Raw genomic sequence first — 16,656 nt, forward strand, 5'->3', positions numbered from 1 at the left:
GCGGTTCACTCTCAAGGGTAGATGGCATTGCTTGTTTCTTCGCCGCCTGGCATCTGCTTTACGACGTGGCTCACGGATCGAATATTTACCCGCTATACCGAACAGGTGTTCACCTTGTCCGTGAACACCTGTCTGTTCTCTCCCGGAACCTACACCGGGATAACCTCAGTTTGAAGGTAAAAATAGCGCCCTGTCCCTGAGAAGATGCTCGTTCCCGCGCCGCCGGGTAAAGCCGGTTCTGTCAAAATACTCCAGAATCTGAATTGCCAGTTTGCGGCCAACGCCCAGCTTATCGCGGAAGTCGGCTGCGCTGGTGGCACCGTGGACTTGATCCATTTCGCGGATCAGATCGGCGAAGGTTTGCAGGCGATCGTTCCGATAATAACGATCTTTAAGAATCGCGGTGACCAGCCCCTGCTGAGCGGCGGATCTTAATAGCTGGCGCATGGCCTGCTCTTCCTGCCCGGTCTCTTTTGCCAGGTCTCGCACCCACCACGGTTCGTCGCCAAACAGAGCATCGACTTTGCTCCACACTTCCTGTTGTGCTGCGGAAAATCCAGGCTCGTACCCCGGAAGATGTAGCCAGCCCTGGCGGCTAACCAGCAGGCCTTCGCCACGCATCCGTTCGATAAGCGACAGCACCAGGCCTTCGTCCTCGGCGGGCAGGGCCATGCGGCGCAGGCGTTCTCGGCCAGGTCCGGGCTGATCGTCGTGCTGCTGGTGGTAGCGTTCCAGTACATCGAGCAGCTTCTGCTGCCAGCGGGCGGCTACTTCGTTGCTGAGCAGCGCGCTGCCCGCCTGCAAATAGCCGGGCGCGTTGATCAGCGCCTGTAGTCCTTCCGCCGTGAGCTGGCGTGCCCAACTGAAGTCGGCCAGTTGCACCGATCCCCGCTTTAAATGCGCTTTCAGAGCCTGGTTGTCATCTCCGGCGTTGCTTAATTCTGCCAGCCAGCTCAGGAAGGCGGGCTGGCGCTTACCGCGCCGCGGCGCGTGGAGCAGGATGGCGCGGGCACCTGCAAGCGTGGTGCGGGCACCGATGTCGCGCAGCACGAGGCGGTCGTTGTCCGCCAGCCACAGCGGCACATCCAGTACAAGCTCGGCCAGGTTGTCTTCCAGCAGCGAGACGCGGCCGGTGACGTGGCGAGCGGCGTGGTGAATGTGCAGCGGCTGCCACTGCTGGAGCGGGTGCAGGGTTTGCAGCTCGACGATGACCCGCTCCACCGGCAATAGCGGTTTTTCGCTAAGCAGCCAGTCACCGCGGCTGAGGTCTGCTTTTTCCGCATCACCGCTGATATTGAGCGCGATGCGCTGCCCGGCCATCGCGGTGGAAACCGGCTGATTTTGGGCATGCAGGCCGCGCACGCGCATCGGTTTGTCGGCTCCGGTCAGCCATAAGGTGTCCCCGACGTTAACCTGGCCGCTCAGCGCCGTGCCCGTCACCACCAGCCCCGCGCCTTTCACGGTAAAGGCCCGGTCTATCGCAAGGCGGAAGCGGTGCGCGGTGGCGTGAGGGCGTTCGCCGAGCTGTCGCAGATGCTGTTGCAGAGCCTCAATACCTGCTCCGCTTGTTGCCGCGGTAACAAAAATGGCTGCCTGGGGATCGCCCAGCAACGCGATGACTTCAGCTTTTACTTCTTCAACGCGGCTTTCACTGACGCGGTCGGATTTAGTGAGCGCCACGGTGATCGCTGGGTTGCCCGTTAGCTGCAAAATGGCCAGATGTTCGCGGGTTTGCGCCATCACGCCGTCGTCACAGGCGATGACCAGCAGCGCATGGTCGATGCCGCCGACGCCCGCCAGCATGTTAGCCAGAAACTTCTCGTGACCCGGCACGTCGATAAAACCAATCACTCTGCCGTCGGGCTGCGGCCAGTAGGCATAGCCGAGGTCGATGGTCATGCCGCGCTTTTTCTCTTCCGGCAGGCGGTCGGCGTTTATGCCGGTTAGCGCCTGTAGCAGGGTAGTTTTGCCGTGATCGACGTGTCCGGCGGTAGCGATAATCACAGGGCAATCACCTCCAGCAGCAATGCTTCATTCTCAAGGCAGCGCAGGTCCAGCCACAGGCGACCATCGGTGATGCGACCGATAATCGGGCGTTTCAGCTCGCGCAGGGTCTGTGCCAGAGCGGCGAGGGAAGAGCCGCGCCCGTCTTTCGGGGTAAAGGTCAGCGCCGCGCCCGGCAGGCGGTCAACCGGCAGGGAGCCGCTGCCAATCTGCGAGAGGCTATCTTCAACGCGTACGGTAAATTGCTCGCTAAAGCGCTGCTCAAAAGCAGGTAACAGACGGCAAGCCTGAAGATGGATCTCTTCGGCTTTGCGCGTCAGCAGGCGCAGCGTGGGGAGGCGTTCGGCCAGCGTTTCCGGGTGTTGATACAGGCGTAGCGTTGCCTCCAGCGCCGCAAGCGTCATTTTGTCGGCACGCAGCGCGCGCTTCAGCGGGTGGCTCTGGATGCGTTCAATAAGCGCTTTTTTGCCGACGATAATGCCCGCCTGCGGGCCACCGAGCAGTTTATCGCCAGAAAAACTCACCAGGCTTACGCCGTCGGCAATGAGCTGCTGCGGCATCGGCTCCGGCGGCAATCCCCACTGGCTTAAATCCACCAGCGAGCCGCTCCCCAAATCGGTCACTACCGGCAGGTTCAGCTCGGTGCCTAACGCGACCAGTTCCGCCTCGCTCACCGCTTTGGTAAAGCCTTCGATATGGTAGTTGCTGGTATGGACTTTCATCAGCAGGGCGGTATTTTCCCCCGCCGCTGCACGGTAATCTTTTAGATGGGTGCGGTTAGTTGTCCCGACTTCTACCAGCCCACAGCCTGCCTGGCGCATGACGTCCGGGATGCGAAATGCCCCGCCAATTTCTACCAGTTCCCCGCGAGAGACGATGACTTCTCCGCCGCCCGCGCAGGCGGCCAGCATCAGCAGCACCGCCGCCGCGTTGTTATTGACGATGCAGGCATCTTCCGCTCCGGTCAGCTCGCACAGCAGATCGGCTATTGCCCTGTCGCGGTGGCCGCGCCCGGCATCGTCCAGCGAGTATTCCAGCGTCACGGCAGAACGCATGGTTTCGCTTACTGCCTCAATGGCCGCTTCGGCCTGTAAAGCACGGCCAAGGTTGGTATGCAGCACCGTGCCGGTGAGGTTAAACACCGGCTGTAAGGCACTACGCTGGCCGTTTTGCAGTACGGCTCGCGTTTTCTTCGCCCAGTCTTCACACCAGTCCGGCAGTTGGCCGGCGGCGCGAATGTGTTCCCGCGCTTCGTTTTGCAGCGTTCTGACGGCGGCAACCACGCGAGTGTGGCCGAATTCGGCAAGCAGAGAAGTAAAGGCGGCATCACGCAGCAGGCGGTCAGTCGCCGGAAGATGGCTAAAGAGTTTTTGAGCGATTGTCATGGCAGAGGCTGAAGTAGAATATTTTGGTTAGTTTACAGGGGGACAAAGCCCCCTGTCCTGGCCGCAGATCATGCTGCGGGCGGTTCTGTACGGGCAAAACTCTCGCGCAGGAACAATTTTTCGACCAGCTTCACCAGGTGCGGGCGGTTTACGCACCAGCCCGGCGAAACGCGGCGGAAGTTGAGATAGCCCACGGCGCAGGCAGCGGAAATATTAGCGAGGTTCAGCGGCTCGGCGGTCAGAGTGCCATCTGCGGCGTACTGCTCCAGCATGTCGAGCGCGCGGCTAATTTTCTCGCGCTGGCGCACCAGAATCTCTTCGGACTGCTGCTCTGGCGGGCGGAACTTCTCGCGTACTGAGGTCAGCGCGGCATCGAGAATGCCGTCAGACAGGGCTTCGAGCTGGCGAACTTTTAGCGCTGCTTTTGGGTCGCGCGGAATAATCTCGGGGGCAATATCGAGCAGCTCAAGGTATTGGGCGATGATGGGAGAGTCAAACCACTGTTCACCTTCATCGGTAATCAGCGTCGGCACTTTGCCCAGCGGGTTGAACTGCGGTGCCGGGCTGTCATCAACCCACGGATTAACGTTTACAAACTCAAATGTGAGCCCTTTTTCCAGCAGGATCACCGAGATTTTACGCACATACGGGCTGGTGTAATTGCCGATCAGTTTCATGACATTATCCATTTTCGCCAACACGGGGTAAGTATGGAACAGATACCCAACATTGGCGGAAATGTCTACGGCTACTGCTCTTTTATGTAGTCGACGAAGGCGCGCAGCGTGCTGGGCATGTACTGGCGGCTCGGGTAGTAGAACTGGAAGGGCGGGAGGTCAGGCAGCCAGGGCTCCAGCATGGAAACCAGCCTGCCGCTTGCGAGGTGGTCCGCTACCTGCGGCTGATAGAGATAACCGATGCCGGCGCCGCACAGCACGGCCTCCAGTTCGGAGTCGAGGTCGTCCACCACGATGTTGCCGCACGGCGAAACCTCCAGCTTGCCTTCCGGCCCGTAAAACTCCCAGCAATACGGTCGGCCGCTTGGGTAGCGGAAAACCACGCTGCAATGGTTCACCAGCTCGCGCGGATGTGAGGGCGCCGGGTAGCTCGCAAGGTATTCCGGCGTGGCGACTACACAAATTTTTGCCTTCGGGCCAATCGGCACCGCAATCATGTCCTTTTCCACAGTAGTGCTCAGGCGAATGCCTGCGTCATATTCCTGTTTGACGATATCCACCAGCCGGTCGTCGGTAGTGATTTCAACTTTGATATCCGGGTAGCGGCGGGTGAACCCGGCGACCAGCGGCATTAAAATCAGGCGTGAAGCCAGCCGGGAACTGTTGATCTTCAGGGTGCCCATCGGCGTATCGCGAAACGAATTCACCTCGTCGAGAATGGTGTTTATTTCGTCGCAGGCCGGGCGCAGACGCTCATACAGGTTAAACCCCGCCTCGGTGAGCGACACGCTGCGGGTGGTGCGGTTGAACAGCCGGATTTTCAGGCGCTGCTCCAGCTGTTTGATGCCGTGGCTGATGGCGGAGGGCGACAGCCCAAGCTCGTCCCCGGCGGCACGGAAGCTTTTATGGCGAGCCACGGCGATAAAGGTCGCAAAGTCGGAAAAATTCAGCGCCATTAGTGAAAACCTTTCATTAACCCATCTTAAATACTACGTTTTACAGAATTATCCGGGGGCCGTAAAGTGGATGTCACTTCCCAACAGGATGAGATAACTCCATGAAATCAGAGAATATGTATATTGTTTGGGCCCATCCGCGCAGCGACTCGTTAACCGCGCAGGTGGTACAGGAAATTCAGGGCGAGGCGGCGGAGCGCGGCATCAACGTCTCTTCTCTTGATCTCTACCGCAGCGGCTTTGATCCGGCGCTGGGCGTGGACGACGAGCCGGACTGGAACAACCCTGAAAAACAATACTCCCCGGAAGTCCACCGCCTGTTTGGCGAGATAGAAGACAAAGATACCGTGGTCGTGGTGTTCCCGGTGTGGTGGTACAGCTTCCCGGCGATGCTCAAGGGCTACCTCGACCGGGTGTGGAACTACGGCCTGGGTTACGGTCCCGGCGGTAAATTGGGCGGCAAAAAAATTCGCTGGGTGGCGCTGGTGGGCGGCTCGCAGGAAGGCTTTGTGAAATACGGCTGGGAAAAGAACATGACCGACTTCATCAATGGCTCAATGGGCTACCTGGGCGTGCAGGATGCGAAAATCGACTTTCTGTATAACACCATCGGCGTGGAAGAGGGCATTGGCGATAGCGATGCTCACTATCAGCAGCTGTTTGCTCAGGCCCGCGGCATTGTCGTGGATTTAGCTAAATAATCATCCATCAGGGCGCGGCGTTTTTCGTCGCGCTTGCTTCCTCTCAACGCGCCCCCGCTTCGCTGTAATTTACTTTCATCGCGCAATTAATGTTCGCCCGCTGTCAACTGCCATATTTTAACTGGATCACACTCGGATTAATCTGCCTGAAAATATCTTGTGAGATAGATCACAAATAAATAACAAAGGCGTCATAAGTAAATGTGATATTTGTCACATAAAAAGGTCAATCAGGGTTAAAAAAGCAGCCGTGTATTTTTTTTACACAAACATTTTGTGACGCTGATCACTCAATGATGGCGGGTGATCCCTGATTATTGGTGATCTAAGTCACATATTTTGTCGTCGGCTGGACAGCTAAACGATTCAGTGCCAGATTCGCCTCACTTTACTGCATCAGGCCGGCGACCCTGCCGCTACGTTAACAATAAACCTCGGGCTGCTTCCCAGCGCGTAACACCAACAAGGGGTACGAGTATGTCATCCGATATCAAGATCAAAGTGCAAAGCTTTGGTCGTTTCCTCAGCAATATGGTCATGCCAAATATCGGGGCGTTTATCGCCTGGGGTATTATCACGGCCTTATTTATTCCCACCGGATGGTTGCCAAACGAGACGCTGGCGAAGCTGGTAGGCCCGATGATCACTTACCTGCTGCCGCTGTTAATCGGTTACACCGGTGGCCGCCTGATTGGCGGTGACCGCGGCGGCGTGGTGGGTGCTATCACCACCATGGGTGTTATCGTCGGCGCGGATATGCCGATGTTCCTCGGCGCAATGATTGCCGGTCCGCTGGGCGGCTGGGCGATTAAACACTTTGATAAGTGGGTCGACGGTAAAATTAAGTCCGGCTTTGAAATGCTGGTGAACAACTTCTCTGCCGGTATCATCGGGATGATCCTGGCGATTCTGGCGTTCATGGGGATTGGCCCTGCGGTTGAAGTTCTGTCCAAGGTTCTGGCGGCGGGCGTTAACTTCATGGTTGTGCACGACATGCTGCCGCTGGCGTCTATCTTCGTAGAACCGGCGAAAATCCTGTTCCTGAACAACGCCATCAACCACGGCATCTTCTCGCCGCTGGGTATTCAGCAGTCCCACGAGCTGGGCAAATCCATCTTCTTCCTGATTGAAGCTAACCCGGGCCCGGGTATGGGCGTGCTGCTGGCGTACATGTTCTTCGGTCGCGGTAACGCCAAGCAGTCCGCTGGCGGCGCGGCTATCATCCACTTCCTGGGCGGTATCCACGAAATTTACTTCCCGTATGTGCTGATGAATCCACGTCTGATCCTGGCCGTTATCCTCGGCGGTATGACCGGCGTGTTCACCCTGACCGTACTGAACGGCGGCCTGGTTTCCCCGGCTTCTCCGGGTTCTATCCTGGCCGTTCTGGCGATGACCCCGAAAGGCGCTTACTTCGCTAACATCGCAGCTATCTGTGCGGCAATGGTTGTCTCCTTCGTGGTTTCCGCCATTCTGCTGAAAACCAGCAAAGTGAAAGAAGAAGACGACATCGAAGCTGCGGCTCGCCGTATGCAGGAGATGAAAGCCGAGTCCAAAGGTGGCGCAGCGCCGCTGGCGGTAGGTGCTGGCCTGTCTAACGACCTGAGCCACGTACGCAAAATTATCGTGGCCTGCGATGCTGGTATGGGTTCAAGCGCCATGGGTGCGGGCGTGCTGCGTAAGAAAGTGAACGACGCGGGCCTGAAAAACATCTCCGTGACCAACTGCGCAATCAACAGCCTGCCGGACGATGTTGACCTGGTGATTACCCACCGCGACCTGACCGAGCGCGCTATGCGCCAGGTGCCTCAGGCACAGCATATCTCCCTGACCAACTTCCTCGACAGCAGCCTGTATGCCAACCTGGTTGAGCGCCTGGTTGCCTCTCAGAACCTGAGCGACAAAGAAGTGAAGGTGATGCACAGCCTGGAAGACAGCTTTGTTTCCAGCGAAGAAGGCGTATTCAAGCTGGGCGCGGGTAACGTGTTCCTCGGCCTGAAAGCGAGCACCAAAGAAGAAGCTATTCGCTTCGCCGGTGAGCAACTGGTAAACGGCGGCTATGTTCAGCCGGAATACGTTGACGCGATGTTTGAGCGCGAAAAACTGACACCGACCTACCTGGGCGAAGGCATCGCGGTTCCTCACGGCACCGTAGAAGCTAAAGACCGCGTGCTGAAAACCGGCGTGGTGTTCTGCCAGTACCCTGAAGGCGTGCACTTCGGCGAAGAGCCGGAAGACATTGCCCGCCTGGTTATCGGCATTGCCGCCCGCAATAACGAGCACATTCAGGTTATTACCAGCCTGACCAACGCGCTGGATGATGAGTCGGTGATTGAACGCCTGGCGCACACCACCAGCGTCCAGGAAGTGCTGGATCTGCTGGCCGGTAAGAAATAAGGGCTTGCCCCTCACCCCGACCCTCTCCCCGGAGGGGCGAGGGGGGAACTACAGGGGCATAGAATTATCCCTCTCCCCTTTGGGGAGAGGGCTAGGGTGAGGGGATTCGTACACAGTATCCTTACCCCAGCCCTTACGGGTGAAATAATCAGGAAGGTTAACGCAATGAAAGCATTACATTTTGGTGCAGGTAATATCGGTCGTGGCTTTATTGGCAAATTGCTGGCGGATGCCGGCCTGAAATTGACCTTTGCCGACGTGAACCAGGTCGTGCTGGATGCCCTGAACGCGCGTCACAGCTATGAAGTTCACGTTGTGGGCGAGCAGCAGCAGGTTGATACCGTTTCCAACGTGAATGCCGTCAGCAGCATCGGCGACGAAGTCGTTGAGCTGATTTCTCAGGTTGATTTAGTGACCACCGCCGTCGGCCCGGTCGTGCTTGAGCGCATCGCGCCTACGCTGGCTAAAGGTCTGGAACTGCGCCGCGCTAACGGCAACGAAGCGCCGCTGAACATTATCGCCTGCGAAAACATGGTGCGCGGCACCAGCCAGCTCAAAGAGCATGTGAAGAAAGCCCTCTCCGCAGACGCATGGGCGTGGGTTGAGCAGCATGTAGGTTTTGTTGATTCCGCCGTTGACCGCATCGTTCCGCCGTCCGAGTCCGCCACTAACGACCCGCTGGAAGTGACCGTTGAAACCTTTAGCGAGTGGATTGTGGATAAAACTCAGTTCAAAGGTGAGCTACCGAACATTCCTGGCATGGAACTTACTGATAATCTTATGGCGTTTGTCGAGCGCAAGCTCTTCACGCTGAATACCGGGCATGCTATAACCGCGTACCTCGGTCAGCTGGCCGGGCACCAGACTATCCGCGATGCCATTCTTGATGAGAAAGTTCGCGCCGTAGTGAAAGGGGCGATGGAAGAGAGCGGCGCGGTGCTGATTAAGCGTTACGGCTTTGAGGCCGACAAGCACGCGGCGTATATCAAGAAAATCCTTGGTCGTTTCGAAAACCCTTATCTGAAAGACGATGTGGAACGCGTTGGCCGCCAGCCGCTGCGTAAACTCAGCGCCGGGGACCGCCTGGTGAAACCGCTGCTCGGCACCCTTGAGTACGGTTTAGGCCACGCCAACCTGATCAAAGGGATTGCGGCGGCGATGCACTACCACAGCGAGCAGGACCCGCAGGCTCAGGAGCTGAAGCAACTGCTGGCGGATAAAGGCCCGCAGGCGGCGCTGGCAGAAGTCTCTGGTCTGGATGCCAATAGCGAAGCCGTTACCGAGGCGGTGAAGGCGTATAACGCCATAGCGTAACCCTATGCAGGAGCGGTGGACGCCGCTCCTGAAACATTTTTAGTGATGCAGGCAAAAATGGAAGAAACCCAGGCCTTTGAAAACCGCGTGCTTGAGCGTCTTAATGCCGGCAAAACCGTCCGTAGCCTGCTGATTGCTGCCGTCGAATTATTGACCGAAGCGGTGAATATTCTGGTGCTCCAGGTGTTCCGTAAAGATGACTACGCGGTGAAATACGCGGTGGAACCGCTGCTGGATGGCGACGGGCCGCTGGGCGACCTGTCGGTGCGCCTGAAGCTTATCTACGGGCTGGGCGTGCTGAACCGCGCCGAGTATGAAGACTGCGAGCTGCTAATGGCTTTACGCGAAGAGCTTAATCACGACGGCAATGAGTACAGCTTTACCGACGACGAAATTCTTGGTCCGTTTGGCGAGCTGCACTGCGTAGCGGCGATGCCGCCGACGCCGACCTTTGTTGACGGCAGCGACCCGGAGCTGCTGGCGATGCAGCGGCAGCGCTACATGCAAATTGTCCGCTCCACGATGGTACTTTCCCTGACCGAGCTGATCTCGCGGATCAGCTTAAAAAAAGCTTTCAAGAAATAGCCCCGGCTTCAGTCCTCTTTCGCCCTCTTACGCCGAATGGTGTATCCTTGCCGCAAAGCAATTTATTCACGGTTAGTCAAAAATGAAAGAAATCGAAAAAGCAGAAATTAAACGTCTCAGCGATCGTCTGGACGCCATCCGTCACGAAATGCCAGAACTGCACCTGATCAACGAGGCGGAAAAATACGCCGAGCTGGATAAAGAGAAGCAGAAGCTGGAAATTGAAATTGCCCGCCTGCAGGCGGTGCGTAACCAGAAGCTGAGCAAAGAAGCCCAGAAACTGATGGCGATGCCGTTTAAACGCCCGATTACCAAGAAAGAGCAGGCCGACATGGGCAAGTTCAAGAAGAGCGTGCGTGGCCTGGTGATTGTTCATCCGATGACGGCCCTGGGCCGCGAGATGGAACTGACCGAAATGACCGGCTTCTCCCGCATCGATTTCTGATAGCGCTCTCTTTTCGGTGAAATAAACCGGAAAAATTTAGTAGAAAATTCTCACAAATTATCACCCGACTCTATATTTAAGAGCCGGGTGATGCTTCTTTGCGCCCCGAATAACGTTCAGGGTCATACAGGAAATATCCCCTTTTCTCTCATGACGTAATGGCAGGGACTGCCAACTCAACCTGCTGAAATTTGTTTATCTTTCTTGATGCGAGAGAAAACATGAAAATAAAAGCCCTCACTCTGGTTCCCGTTTGTTTTGCTGGTTTCACCGGCGCTGTTAGCGCGGCCTGTACCTCCGTTGCGCCTGCAAGCGGCACTTCCGTGACCTGTAGCGGCGCAAATACGCCCCCGGTTGTTGCCGTCACCGGCAGTAGCAATGTCACTCTCAATATCGATTCAACCGCTTCGGGCAGCTACACGCTGGGCACTTCGCCCACCCCATTTTCCGTCGACACTTCCAGCGCTATCACCAATAACGGTGCGTTAACTTTATCCGGAGACGGTACCGGGGTAGCTAACCGTGGCGCGCTGCTGATTGGCACCAATAACGACAATACCGTGACCAACGGGGCGGCGGGAAAGCTGACCACTACGGGCGCTTACAACGACGGTATGGCCGCTAACGGTAATAACAACACTTTGATTAATAACGGAACAATTACCACCAGCGGCAATAATTCCTACGGCATGACCGCCGCCTGGGGGCAAAGTAACCCCGGAGCTTCGGGGAATACGATTACCAACACCGGGACGGTAACGACCTCTGGCAACAACGCCAGGGCTATTTCATTGCTGGGCGGGAGCGGTACGGTTAATAACAGCGGGACGTTGACCACCACGGGCAGAGACGCGCCAACGGTATTTTTGCAGGGCAACAATGCCACGCTGAATAACAGCGGGCTGATTCAGTCAAAAGGAACGGCGTCCTCAAGCGGCAGCGTTGACGGCGTGGTGGCGAATACGCTCGGCAGCAGCTTTAACACCACCATTAATAACCTGGCGGGTGGGCAGATAATCAGTAATAACGGGATCGGTATTCGCTCCACCAACGGCAATATCACCATCACCAATGCCGGATTGATTCAGGGTGGAAGCGGGACGGCTATCCTGAGCGGCAACGGCAGCATTTCGCTGATCCTTCAGACCGGTTCGCAGATTGTCGGCCTGGCCGACGGCGGAAGGGGTAACAACTCCGTCACGCTGGAAGGGACCGGCACGGCGGATAGCGCCTTTACCAACTTTCAGACGCTGAATATGACGGGCAGCGACTGGACCTGGGCCGGAACCGGGGCATTCACTACGGCGTTAATCCAAAAAGGCACGCTCGACTTAACCGGAACGCTGGGCACCACCACCGCCTCGGTAACGGCAGCGGTGAGCAACGGAGCGACCTTGCAGGCCAACTCGGCCAACCTGCCGCTGTCGGTAAACAACAGCGGGCTGGTGCGCTTCCTGCAAAATAATCAGGGTGAATATTCGGGCGCTATCAGCGGCAGCGGAGCGGTGGAAAAAGCGGGAGGCGGCACCTTAGTACTCAATAGCGTTAACACTTATACCGGAGGCACCAACGTCAGCGCAGGAACGCTGCTGCTCGGAGATAGTGCTCATGCCTCCGCTTCGCTTGCCAGCGGCGCAACGGTTGCCTCCGGGGCTACGCTTGGCGGCTATGGTACGGTGAACGGCGACGTAACCAATAACGGCACGATAGCCGTGGCTAACGCGCTGCCATCGCAGGCCAGCGGCGCACTGGGCAACTTCCAGATTAACGGCAATCTGAGCAACGCCGGGTTAGTCCAGCTCGGCGGTAGCGGGGTGGGAAATAGTCTGACCGTCGCGGGTAATTACGTCGGGCAGAATGGCGTCCTTGCGCTAAATTCGGTGCTGGCGGGCGACGGAGCCGCATCCGACAAGCTTATCCTCAGCGGCGGTGGCGCTTCGGGCAGCAGCACGCTGCAAGTGACCAACAGCGGCGGCGTCGGGGCGCAAACCAATGCGGACGGGATCCAGGTTGTGCAGGCTATCAACGGCGCGACCAGCGCGGCAAACGCCTTCCACCTGTCCGGCGGAACCATCAGCGCCGGGGCGTATTCTTATTATCTTGCAAAGGGCGGGGTTTCGGATGGCAGCAGTAATAGCTGGTATCTGCGTAATACTGTTGTTGTTCAGCCCGTCGTGCCCGTTCCACCGGATGAAGGCACGCCAACGCCTCCGGAAACCGTGACCCCGATTACGCCGGGAGAAGGGACGCCTGACTCCATTATTGAGGCAGGAAAAGGAGATGAGACATCCGGCGGCGGCGAGACGCTAAATGTTTACCGGCCTGAAGTCCCGCTCTATGTCGAAGCGCCTGCGGTCGCGCGCCAGCTTAACCTACAACAAATCGACACCTTCCATGACCGACAGGGCGAGCAGAGCCTGCTCGGCGGCAATAATAAGGCCCCGGCCTTCTGGGCACGTAGCTGGGGCAGCCACGCGGATATTCGCCAAAGCGGCGACGTTAATCCTTCCTTCAATGGCACATTGTGGGGACTACAGCTCGGGCAGGATCTATACGCCAGCACCGAAGACGGCGGGGCCAGCAACCATGCGGGCGTATTGTTTGGCTTCTCAAGAGCCACCGGCGATGTAGGCGGTTTTGCGCTGGCAAAACAGGGCATGGGCGTAGGCAAGTTGCAGCTCAATAACTACAACTACGGCGGCTACTGGACGCGGGTCGCACCTTCCGGCTGGTATACCGACGCGGTGTTAATGGGCAGCGTGCTACGCCTGAACACCAGCTCTAACAATGGCGTGAGCGGCTCTGCCGACGGCAACGCCATCACCGGCTCGGTAGAAACGGGGCTGCCTTTCACGCTGAGTGAGGGCTTAACGCTTGAGCCTCAGGCGCAGCTGGTGTGGCAGAGAACCTCTCTGGACTCGTTGAACGACGGCGTGTCTGACGTCCGCTGGAATAATGGCAATGTCTGGCAGGGGCGGGTGGGGACGCGGCTGCAATGGGCGTTTGACGCAGGCGGCATTAGCTGGAAACCGTACCTGCGCCTTAACGTGTTGCGCTCGTTTGGCCAGGATGACAAAACAGACTTTGATGCCAGCACCACCCTGACGAATCAGGTTGGTCAAACCGCCGGGCAGGTCGGCGCCGGGCTGGTGGCGCAGGTGAGCCAGAACGGCAGCCTCTACGCCACTACAGGTTACCTCACCAATCTTGGCGGCGAGCATCAGCGCATTGTTACCGGTAATGTCGGCGTGCGCTGGAGCTGGTGATCCCGTCCATCATGGCCTTGCGGCGGTTCCCGGCGTGAGGCCATTTCCCGGTTAGCCTTAGTGATTAATTTTTTTCAGTAATTTTGAATAAGATAAGCGAATTGTTCCGCTAACAAACGAAGTTGCCCGGCGCTATTCTTATTTCATCGAAGGCAGTCAGCCTTCTCTGAAACCAAACATTAAGGGTGACCATCATGAAAAGCATCAAATATTTTGCCGTAGTTTTGACTCTCGCCGCTTCCTTCTCCGGTTTTGCCGCTGAAACTCAGCAGGCAGGCAGCCAGAAATTGGGTACCGTGTCCGCTAGCGGCGCTTCTAACCTGGATAGCCTACAACATCAGTTACAGCAAAAAGCCGAGCAGGCTGGCGCGAAATCTATCCGCATCATCTCTGCCGGTGGCGATAACAAACTGTATGGCGTTGCTGAAATCTACAACTAAGCCGTAAAGACAAATCACGCTGTATGGGCCGCCTTGCGCGGCCCGTGTTTTATCTGAATTCTCTCTCGAGCAGGCCAAAGATCCAGTCATCCTGCCAGCTTTCACCCAGCCAGTAATTCTCCCGCAGCGTGCCTTCAAGCTGAAATCCTGCTTTCTCCAGCACTTTTCTTGACGGGATATTTCCCGCCGTCACGGTCGCTATTAGCTTACGAATGCCGATTTCGGCGAATGCAAAAGCACAAACCTCATACAGCGATTCATATCCGTAGCCCTGCCCGTGAAATGCCGGGTCGAGTATAAAACCGACTTCCGCTATGCCGTCCTCGCGGCGAACAAACCCGGTAATGCCTATCGGCACGCCGGTTTTTTGGTGCCGCATGACCAGGCTGAGCCAGTGGCGGCTTTCCGGCAGCCACTCGGGCAGGCGTAAGTCGAAGACACGGCGAATTTCGGCCTCAGGGCGCGCTTCATCGATATAGCGCATGACGTCCGGGTGCTGTTGCAGGTAGCAGAAAAACGGCCAGTCCTGTTCGGTTACCTGGCTCAGGGTCAGGCGAGGGGTCAGAATGTGCATCGGGCTCCTTATTTTTTTATCGTCTTAGTAGCCTCTTTGATAGCAGTAAATAAAAAGCGGCGCCAGCCCTGAGGCACCGCTTAGTCTTCACTCCCAGCGCGATAAGTCATCCCTTGTTAACCCCATATCCCTGAGCTGCTCCGTGCTTAACTCGCGAAGGGCGCGTACCGTCTGGCGGCGCTGCCTGATACGGCGGAAATACTGGTAAAGCATAACCAGACCGTGAAACGGCCTGCGGTGGTGATTTTCATCAAAGCCCATGATGTTGCTCCTCGCTGTTGCTCCGGGAGCTATCATCCGCCAGCGGGCTAAAAGCAGACAGATTCAGAAATTACTTTTCTTTAACATACAGAAGCGCTAAAACAGCGGTTGAATGGCATTTTTTTGCACATTCTGTACTGATTTTTCCTTCTGTATGGTTCCGGGTGAGGATACAGCATGACGCGTTACCAACATCTTGCCACGCTGCTGGCGGAGCGTATTGAGCAGGGCTTATATCAAAGCGGTGAGCGCCTGCCTTCGGTTCGCAGCCTGAGCAGCGAACACGGCGTTAGTATCAGCACCGTCCAGCAGGCTTACCATATTCTGGAAGATCAGCAGTTGATTTCTCCCCAGCCGCGCTCCGGCTATTTTGTGGCACCGCGCAAAGCCGTGCCGCCGGTGCCACCCCTGACCCGCCCGGTGCAGCGCCCGGTAGAGGTCACGCAGTGGGATGCGGTGCTGGAACTGGTAAATTCCAGACAGGACTGCGAGCTGGTGGCTTTTGGCAGCGGTTCTCCGGACCTCACGCAGTCAACCATCAAGCCGTTGTGGCGGGAAATGGGGCGGCTGGCGCAGTACCAGGAAGCGGATATGCTGGCCTACGACGGCATGTACGGCGTAAAAGCGCTGCGGGAGCAGATTGCGCGCCTGATGCTGGACAGCAACTGCGTGATTAACGTCGACGATATTGTGGTCACTAACGGCTGCCATGAAGCGCTGTCGATTGCTATTCGCGCGGTATGCGAACCGGGAGATATTGTGGCGGTGGAGTCGCCTTCGTTTCACGGCACCATGCAGATGCTGCGCGGTTACGGTATTAAGGTGGTTGAAATCCCTACGGATTCTGTCACCGGGATCAGCGTAGAAGCACTGGAGTTGGCGCTGGAACAGTGGCCAATTAAGGCCGTATTTTTAGTCCCTAACTGCAATAACCCGCTCGGCTTTATCATGCCGGATGCCCGCAAAAGAGCGGTGCTTAACCTTGCCCAGCGTTTTGACATCGCGATTATTGAAGATGATGTGTATGGCGAGCTGGCCTATGAATACCCGCGCCCGATGACGATTAAATCCCTCGATGTGGATGGCCGCGTGCTGTTGTGCAGTTCGTTTTCCAAAACGCTTGCGCCAGGCCTGCGCGTGGGCTGGATAGTGCCGGGGCGCTACCTCGACCGGGCGCTGCATATGAAATACATCGGCACCGGCAGCAGCGCCACCTTTACGCAACAGGCGGTGGCGGCATTTATCCGCAACGGCCACTATCATCGCCACATCAGGCGTATGCGCCTGCACTACCAGCGCAATCTCGATCTGTTCACCTGCTGGGTGCGGCATTATTTCCCTTGCGGCATCTGCGTCAGCCGTCCTCAGGGCGGTTTTATTATGTGGATTGAGCTGCCGGAAAACGTGGATGCCGTGCGCCTCGGCAGGGCGCTGCGCGAGGAAAAAATTCATATCGCCATCGGCTCGCTGTTTTCCGCCTCCGGGAAGTATCGCAACTGCCTGCGGCTGAACTATGCTTTGCCGTTCAATCCCGCAACCGAAGCGGCGTTGAAAACGCTCGGAGAGATTGTGGGCTGTGCAATGGAAAATGCCTGAGTAAATTGCTCTTTTTATCGCCATTGATTGTCGTTTGCTTGTTCTACACTCGGCT

The 16,656-nt window shown here is 57.1% G+C and carries 14 protein-coding genes; 8 read left to right on the plus strand and 6 right to left on the minus strand.

Annotation, left to right across the window (positions count from 1 at the left end):
- Window positions 1–165 precede the first annotated feature (165 nt).
- From selB to ACG1VR_RS00690, 4 genes are all read right to left on the minus strand, one after another.
- Complete coding sequence (selB, locus tag ACG1VR_RS00675) at window positions 166–2,004, minus strand: selenocysteine-specific translation elongation factor (protein ID WP_395489933.1); 1,839 nt, start codon at window positions 2,002–2,004, stop codon at window positions 166–168.
- Complete coding sequence (gene selA / locus ACG1VR_RS00680; RefSeq protein ID WP_395489934.1) at window positions 2,001–3,389, minus strand: L-seryl-tRNA(Sec) selenium transferase; 1,389 nt, start codon at window positions 3,387–3,389, stop codon at window positions 2,001–2,003. Before selA ends, selB begins: the two co-directional genes overlap by 4 nt.
- 68 nt (window positions 3,390–3,457) lie before the next feature.
- Window positions 3,458–4,066, minus strand: a complete 609-nt coding sequence (locus tag ACG1VR_RS00685) for a glutathione S-transferase (protein WP_172568792.1) — start codon at window positions 4,064–4,066, stop codon at window positions 3,458–3,460.
- 71 nt (window positions 4,067–4,137) lie between these two features.
- On the minus strand, window positions 4,138–5,022 hold the full coding sequence (locus ACG1VR_RS00690; protein ID WP_395489935.1) for a LysR family transcriptional regulator: 885 nt from the start codon (window positions 5,020–5,022) through the stop codon (window positions 4,138–4,140).
- Between the two features lie 101 nt (window positions 5,023–5,123).
- Here ACG1VR_RS00690 and ACG1VR_RS00695 point away from each other — a divergent pair, with 101 nt between their 5' ends.
- From ACG1VR_RS00695 to ACG1VR_RS00725, 7 genes are all read left to right on the plus strand, one after another.
- A complete protein-coding gene (locus tag ACG1VR_RS00695) occupies window positions 5,124–5,723 on the plus strand; it encodes an NAD(P)H oxidoreductase (protein ID WP_395489937.1) in 600 nt (199 codons plus the stop codon).
- A gap of 477 nt (window positions 5,724–6,200) precedes the next feature.
- Window positions 6,201–8,120 (plus strand): PTS mannitol transporter subunit IICBA, encoded by a 1,920-nt coding sequence (locus ACG1VR_RS00700; protein WP_016538645.1) that lies wholly within the window; start codon window positions 6,201–6,203, stop codon window positions 8,118–8,120.
- Window positions 8,121–8,285: 165 nt separating this feature from the next.
- Window positions 8,286–9,434, plus strand: a complete 1,149-nt coding sequence (mtlD, locus tag ACG1VR_RS00705; RefSeq protein ID WP_395489938.1) for a mannitol-1-phosphate 5-dehydrogenase — start codon at window positions 8,286–8,288, stop codon at window positions 9,432–9,434.
- A gap of 45 nt (window positions 9,435–9,479) precedes the next feature.
- Window positions 9,480–10,019: a mannitol operon repressor MtlR gene (mtlR, locus tag ACG1VR_RS00710; protein WP_016538643.1), complete on the plus strand. Its 540-nt coding sequence runs from the start codon at window positions 9,480–9,482 to the stop codon at window positions 10,017–10,019.
- Between the two features lie 82 nt (window positions 10,020–10,101).
- On the plus strand, window positions 10,102–10,464 hold the full coding sequence (locus ACG1VR_RS00715; RefSeq protein WP_016538642.1) for a YibL family ribosome-associated protein: 363 nt from the start codon (window positions 10,102–10,104) through the stop codon (window positions 10,462–10,464).
- A gap of 221 nt (window positions 10,465–10,685) precedes the next feature.
- The gene (locus tag ACG1VR_RS00720; RefSeq protein WP_395489939.1) at window positions 10,686–13,730 is read left to right on the plus strand and encodes an autotransporter outer membrane beta-barrel domain-containing protein; all 3,045 of its coding nucleotides are present in this window, start codon (window positions 10,686–10,688) and stop codon (window positions 13,728–13,730) included.
- A gap of 194 nt (window positions 13,731–13,924) precedes the next feature.
- Window positions 13,925–14,170 carry a DUF1471 domain-containing protein gene (locus tag ACG1VR_RS00725; protein ID WP_016538640.1) on the plus strand — a complete coding sequence of 82 codons (246 nt, stop codon included), beginning with the start codon at window positions 13,925–13,927 and terminating at the stop codon, window positions 14,168–14,170.
- Window positions 14,171–14,219: 49 nt separating this feature from the next.
- Here the strand turns inward: ACG1VR_RS00725 and ACG1VR_RS00730 are convergent, their stop codons facing one another.
- Entirely contained in the window at window positions 14,220–14,744 is a 525-nt protein-coding gene (locus ACG1VR_RS00730) for a GNAT family N-acetyltransferase (protein WP_016538639.1), read from the minus strand.
- Between the two features lie 87 nt (window positions 14,745–14,831).
- A complete protein-coding gene (locus ACG1VR_RS00735; protein WP_016538638.1) occupies window positions 14,832–15,005 on the minus strand; it encodes a DUF1127 domain-containing protein in 174 nt (57 codons plus the stop codon).
- 177 nt (window positions 15,006–15,182) lie between these two features.
- Here ACG1VR_RS00735 and ACG1VR_RS00740 point away from each other — a divergent pair, with 177 nt between their 5' ends.
- The gene (locus ACG1VR_RS00740) at window positions 15,183–16,601 is read left to right on the plus strand and encodes a PLP-dependent aminotransferase family protein (RefSeq protein ID WP_016538637.1); all 1,419 of its coding nucleotides are present in this window, start codon (window positions 15,183–15,185) and stop codon (window positions 16,599–16,601) included.
- Window positions 16,602–16,656 lie beyond the last annotated feature (55 nt).

It is taken from the genome of Cedecea davisae (assembly GCF_044095835.1).
GTDB classification, from domain to species: domain Bacteria; phylum Pseudomonadota; class Gammaproteobacteria; order Enterobacterales; family Enterobacteriaceae; genus Cedecea; species Cedecea davisae.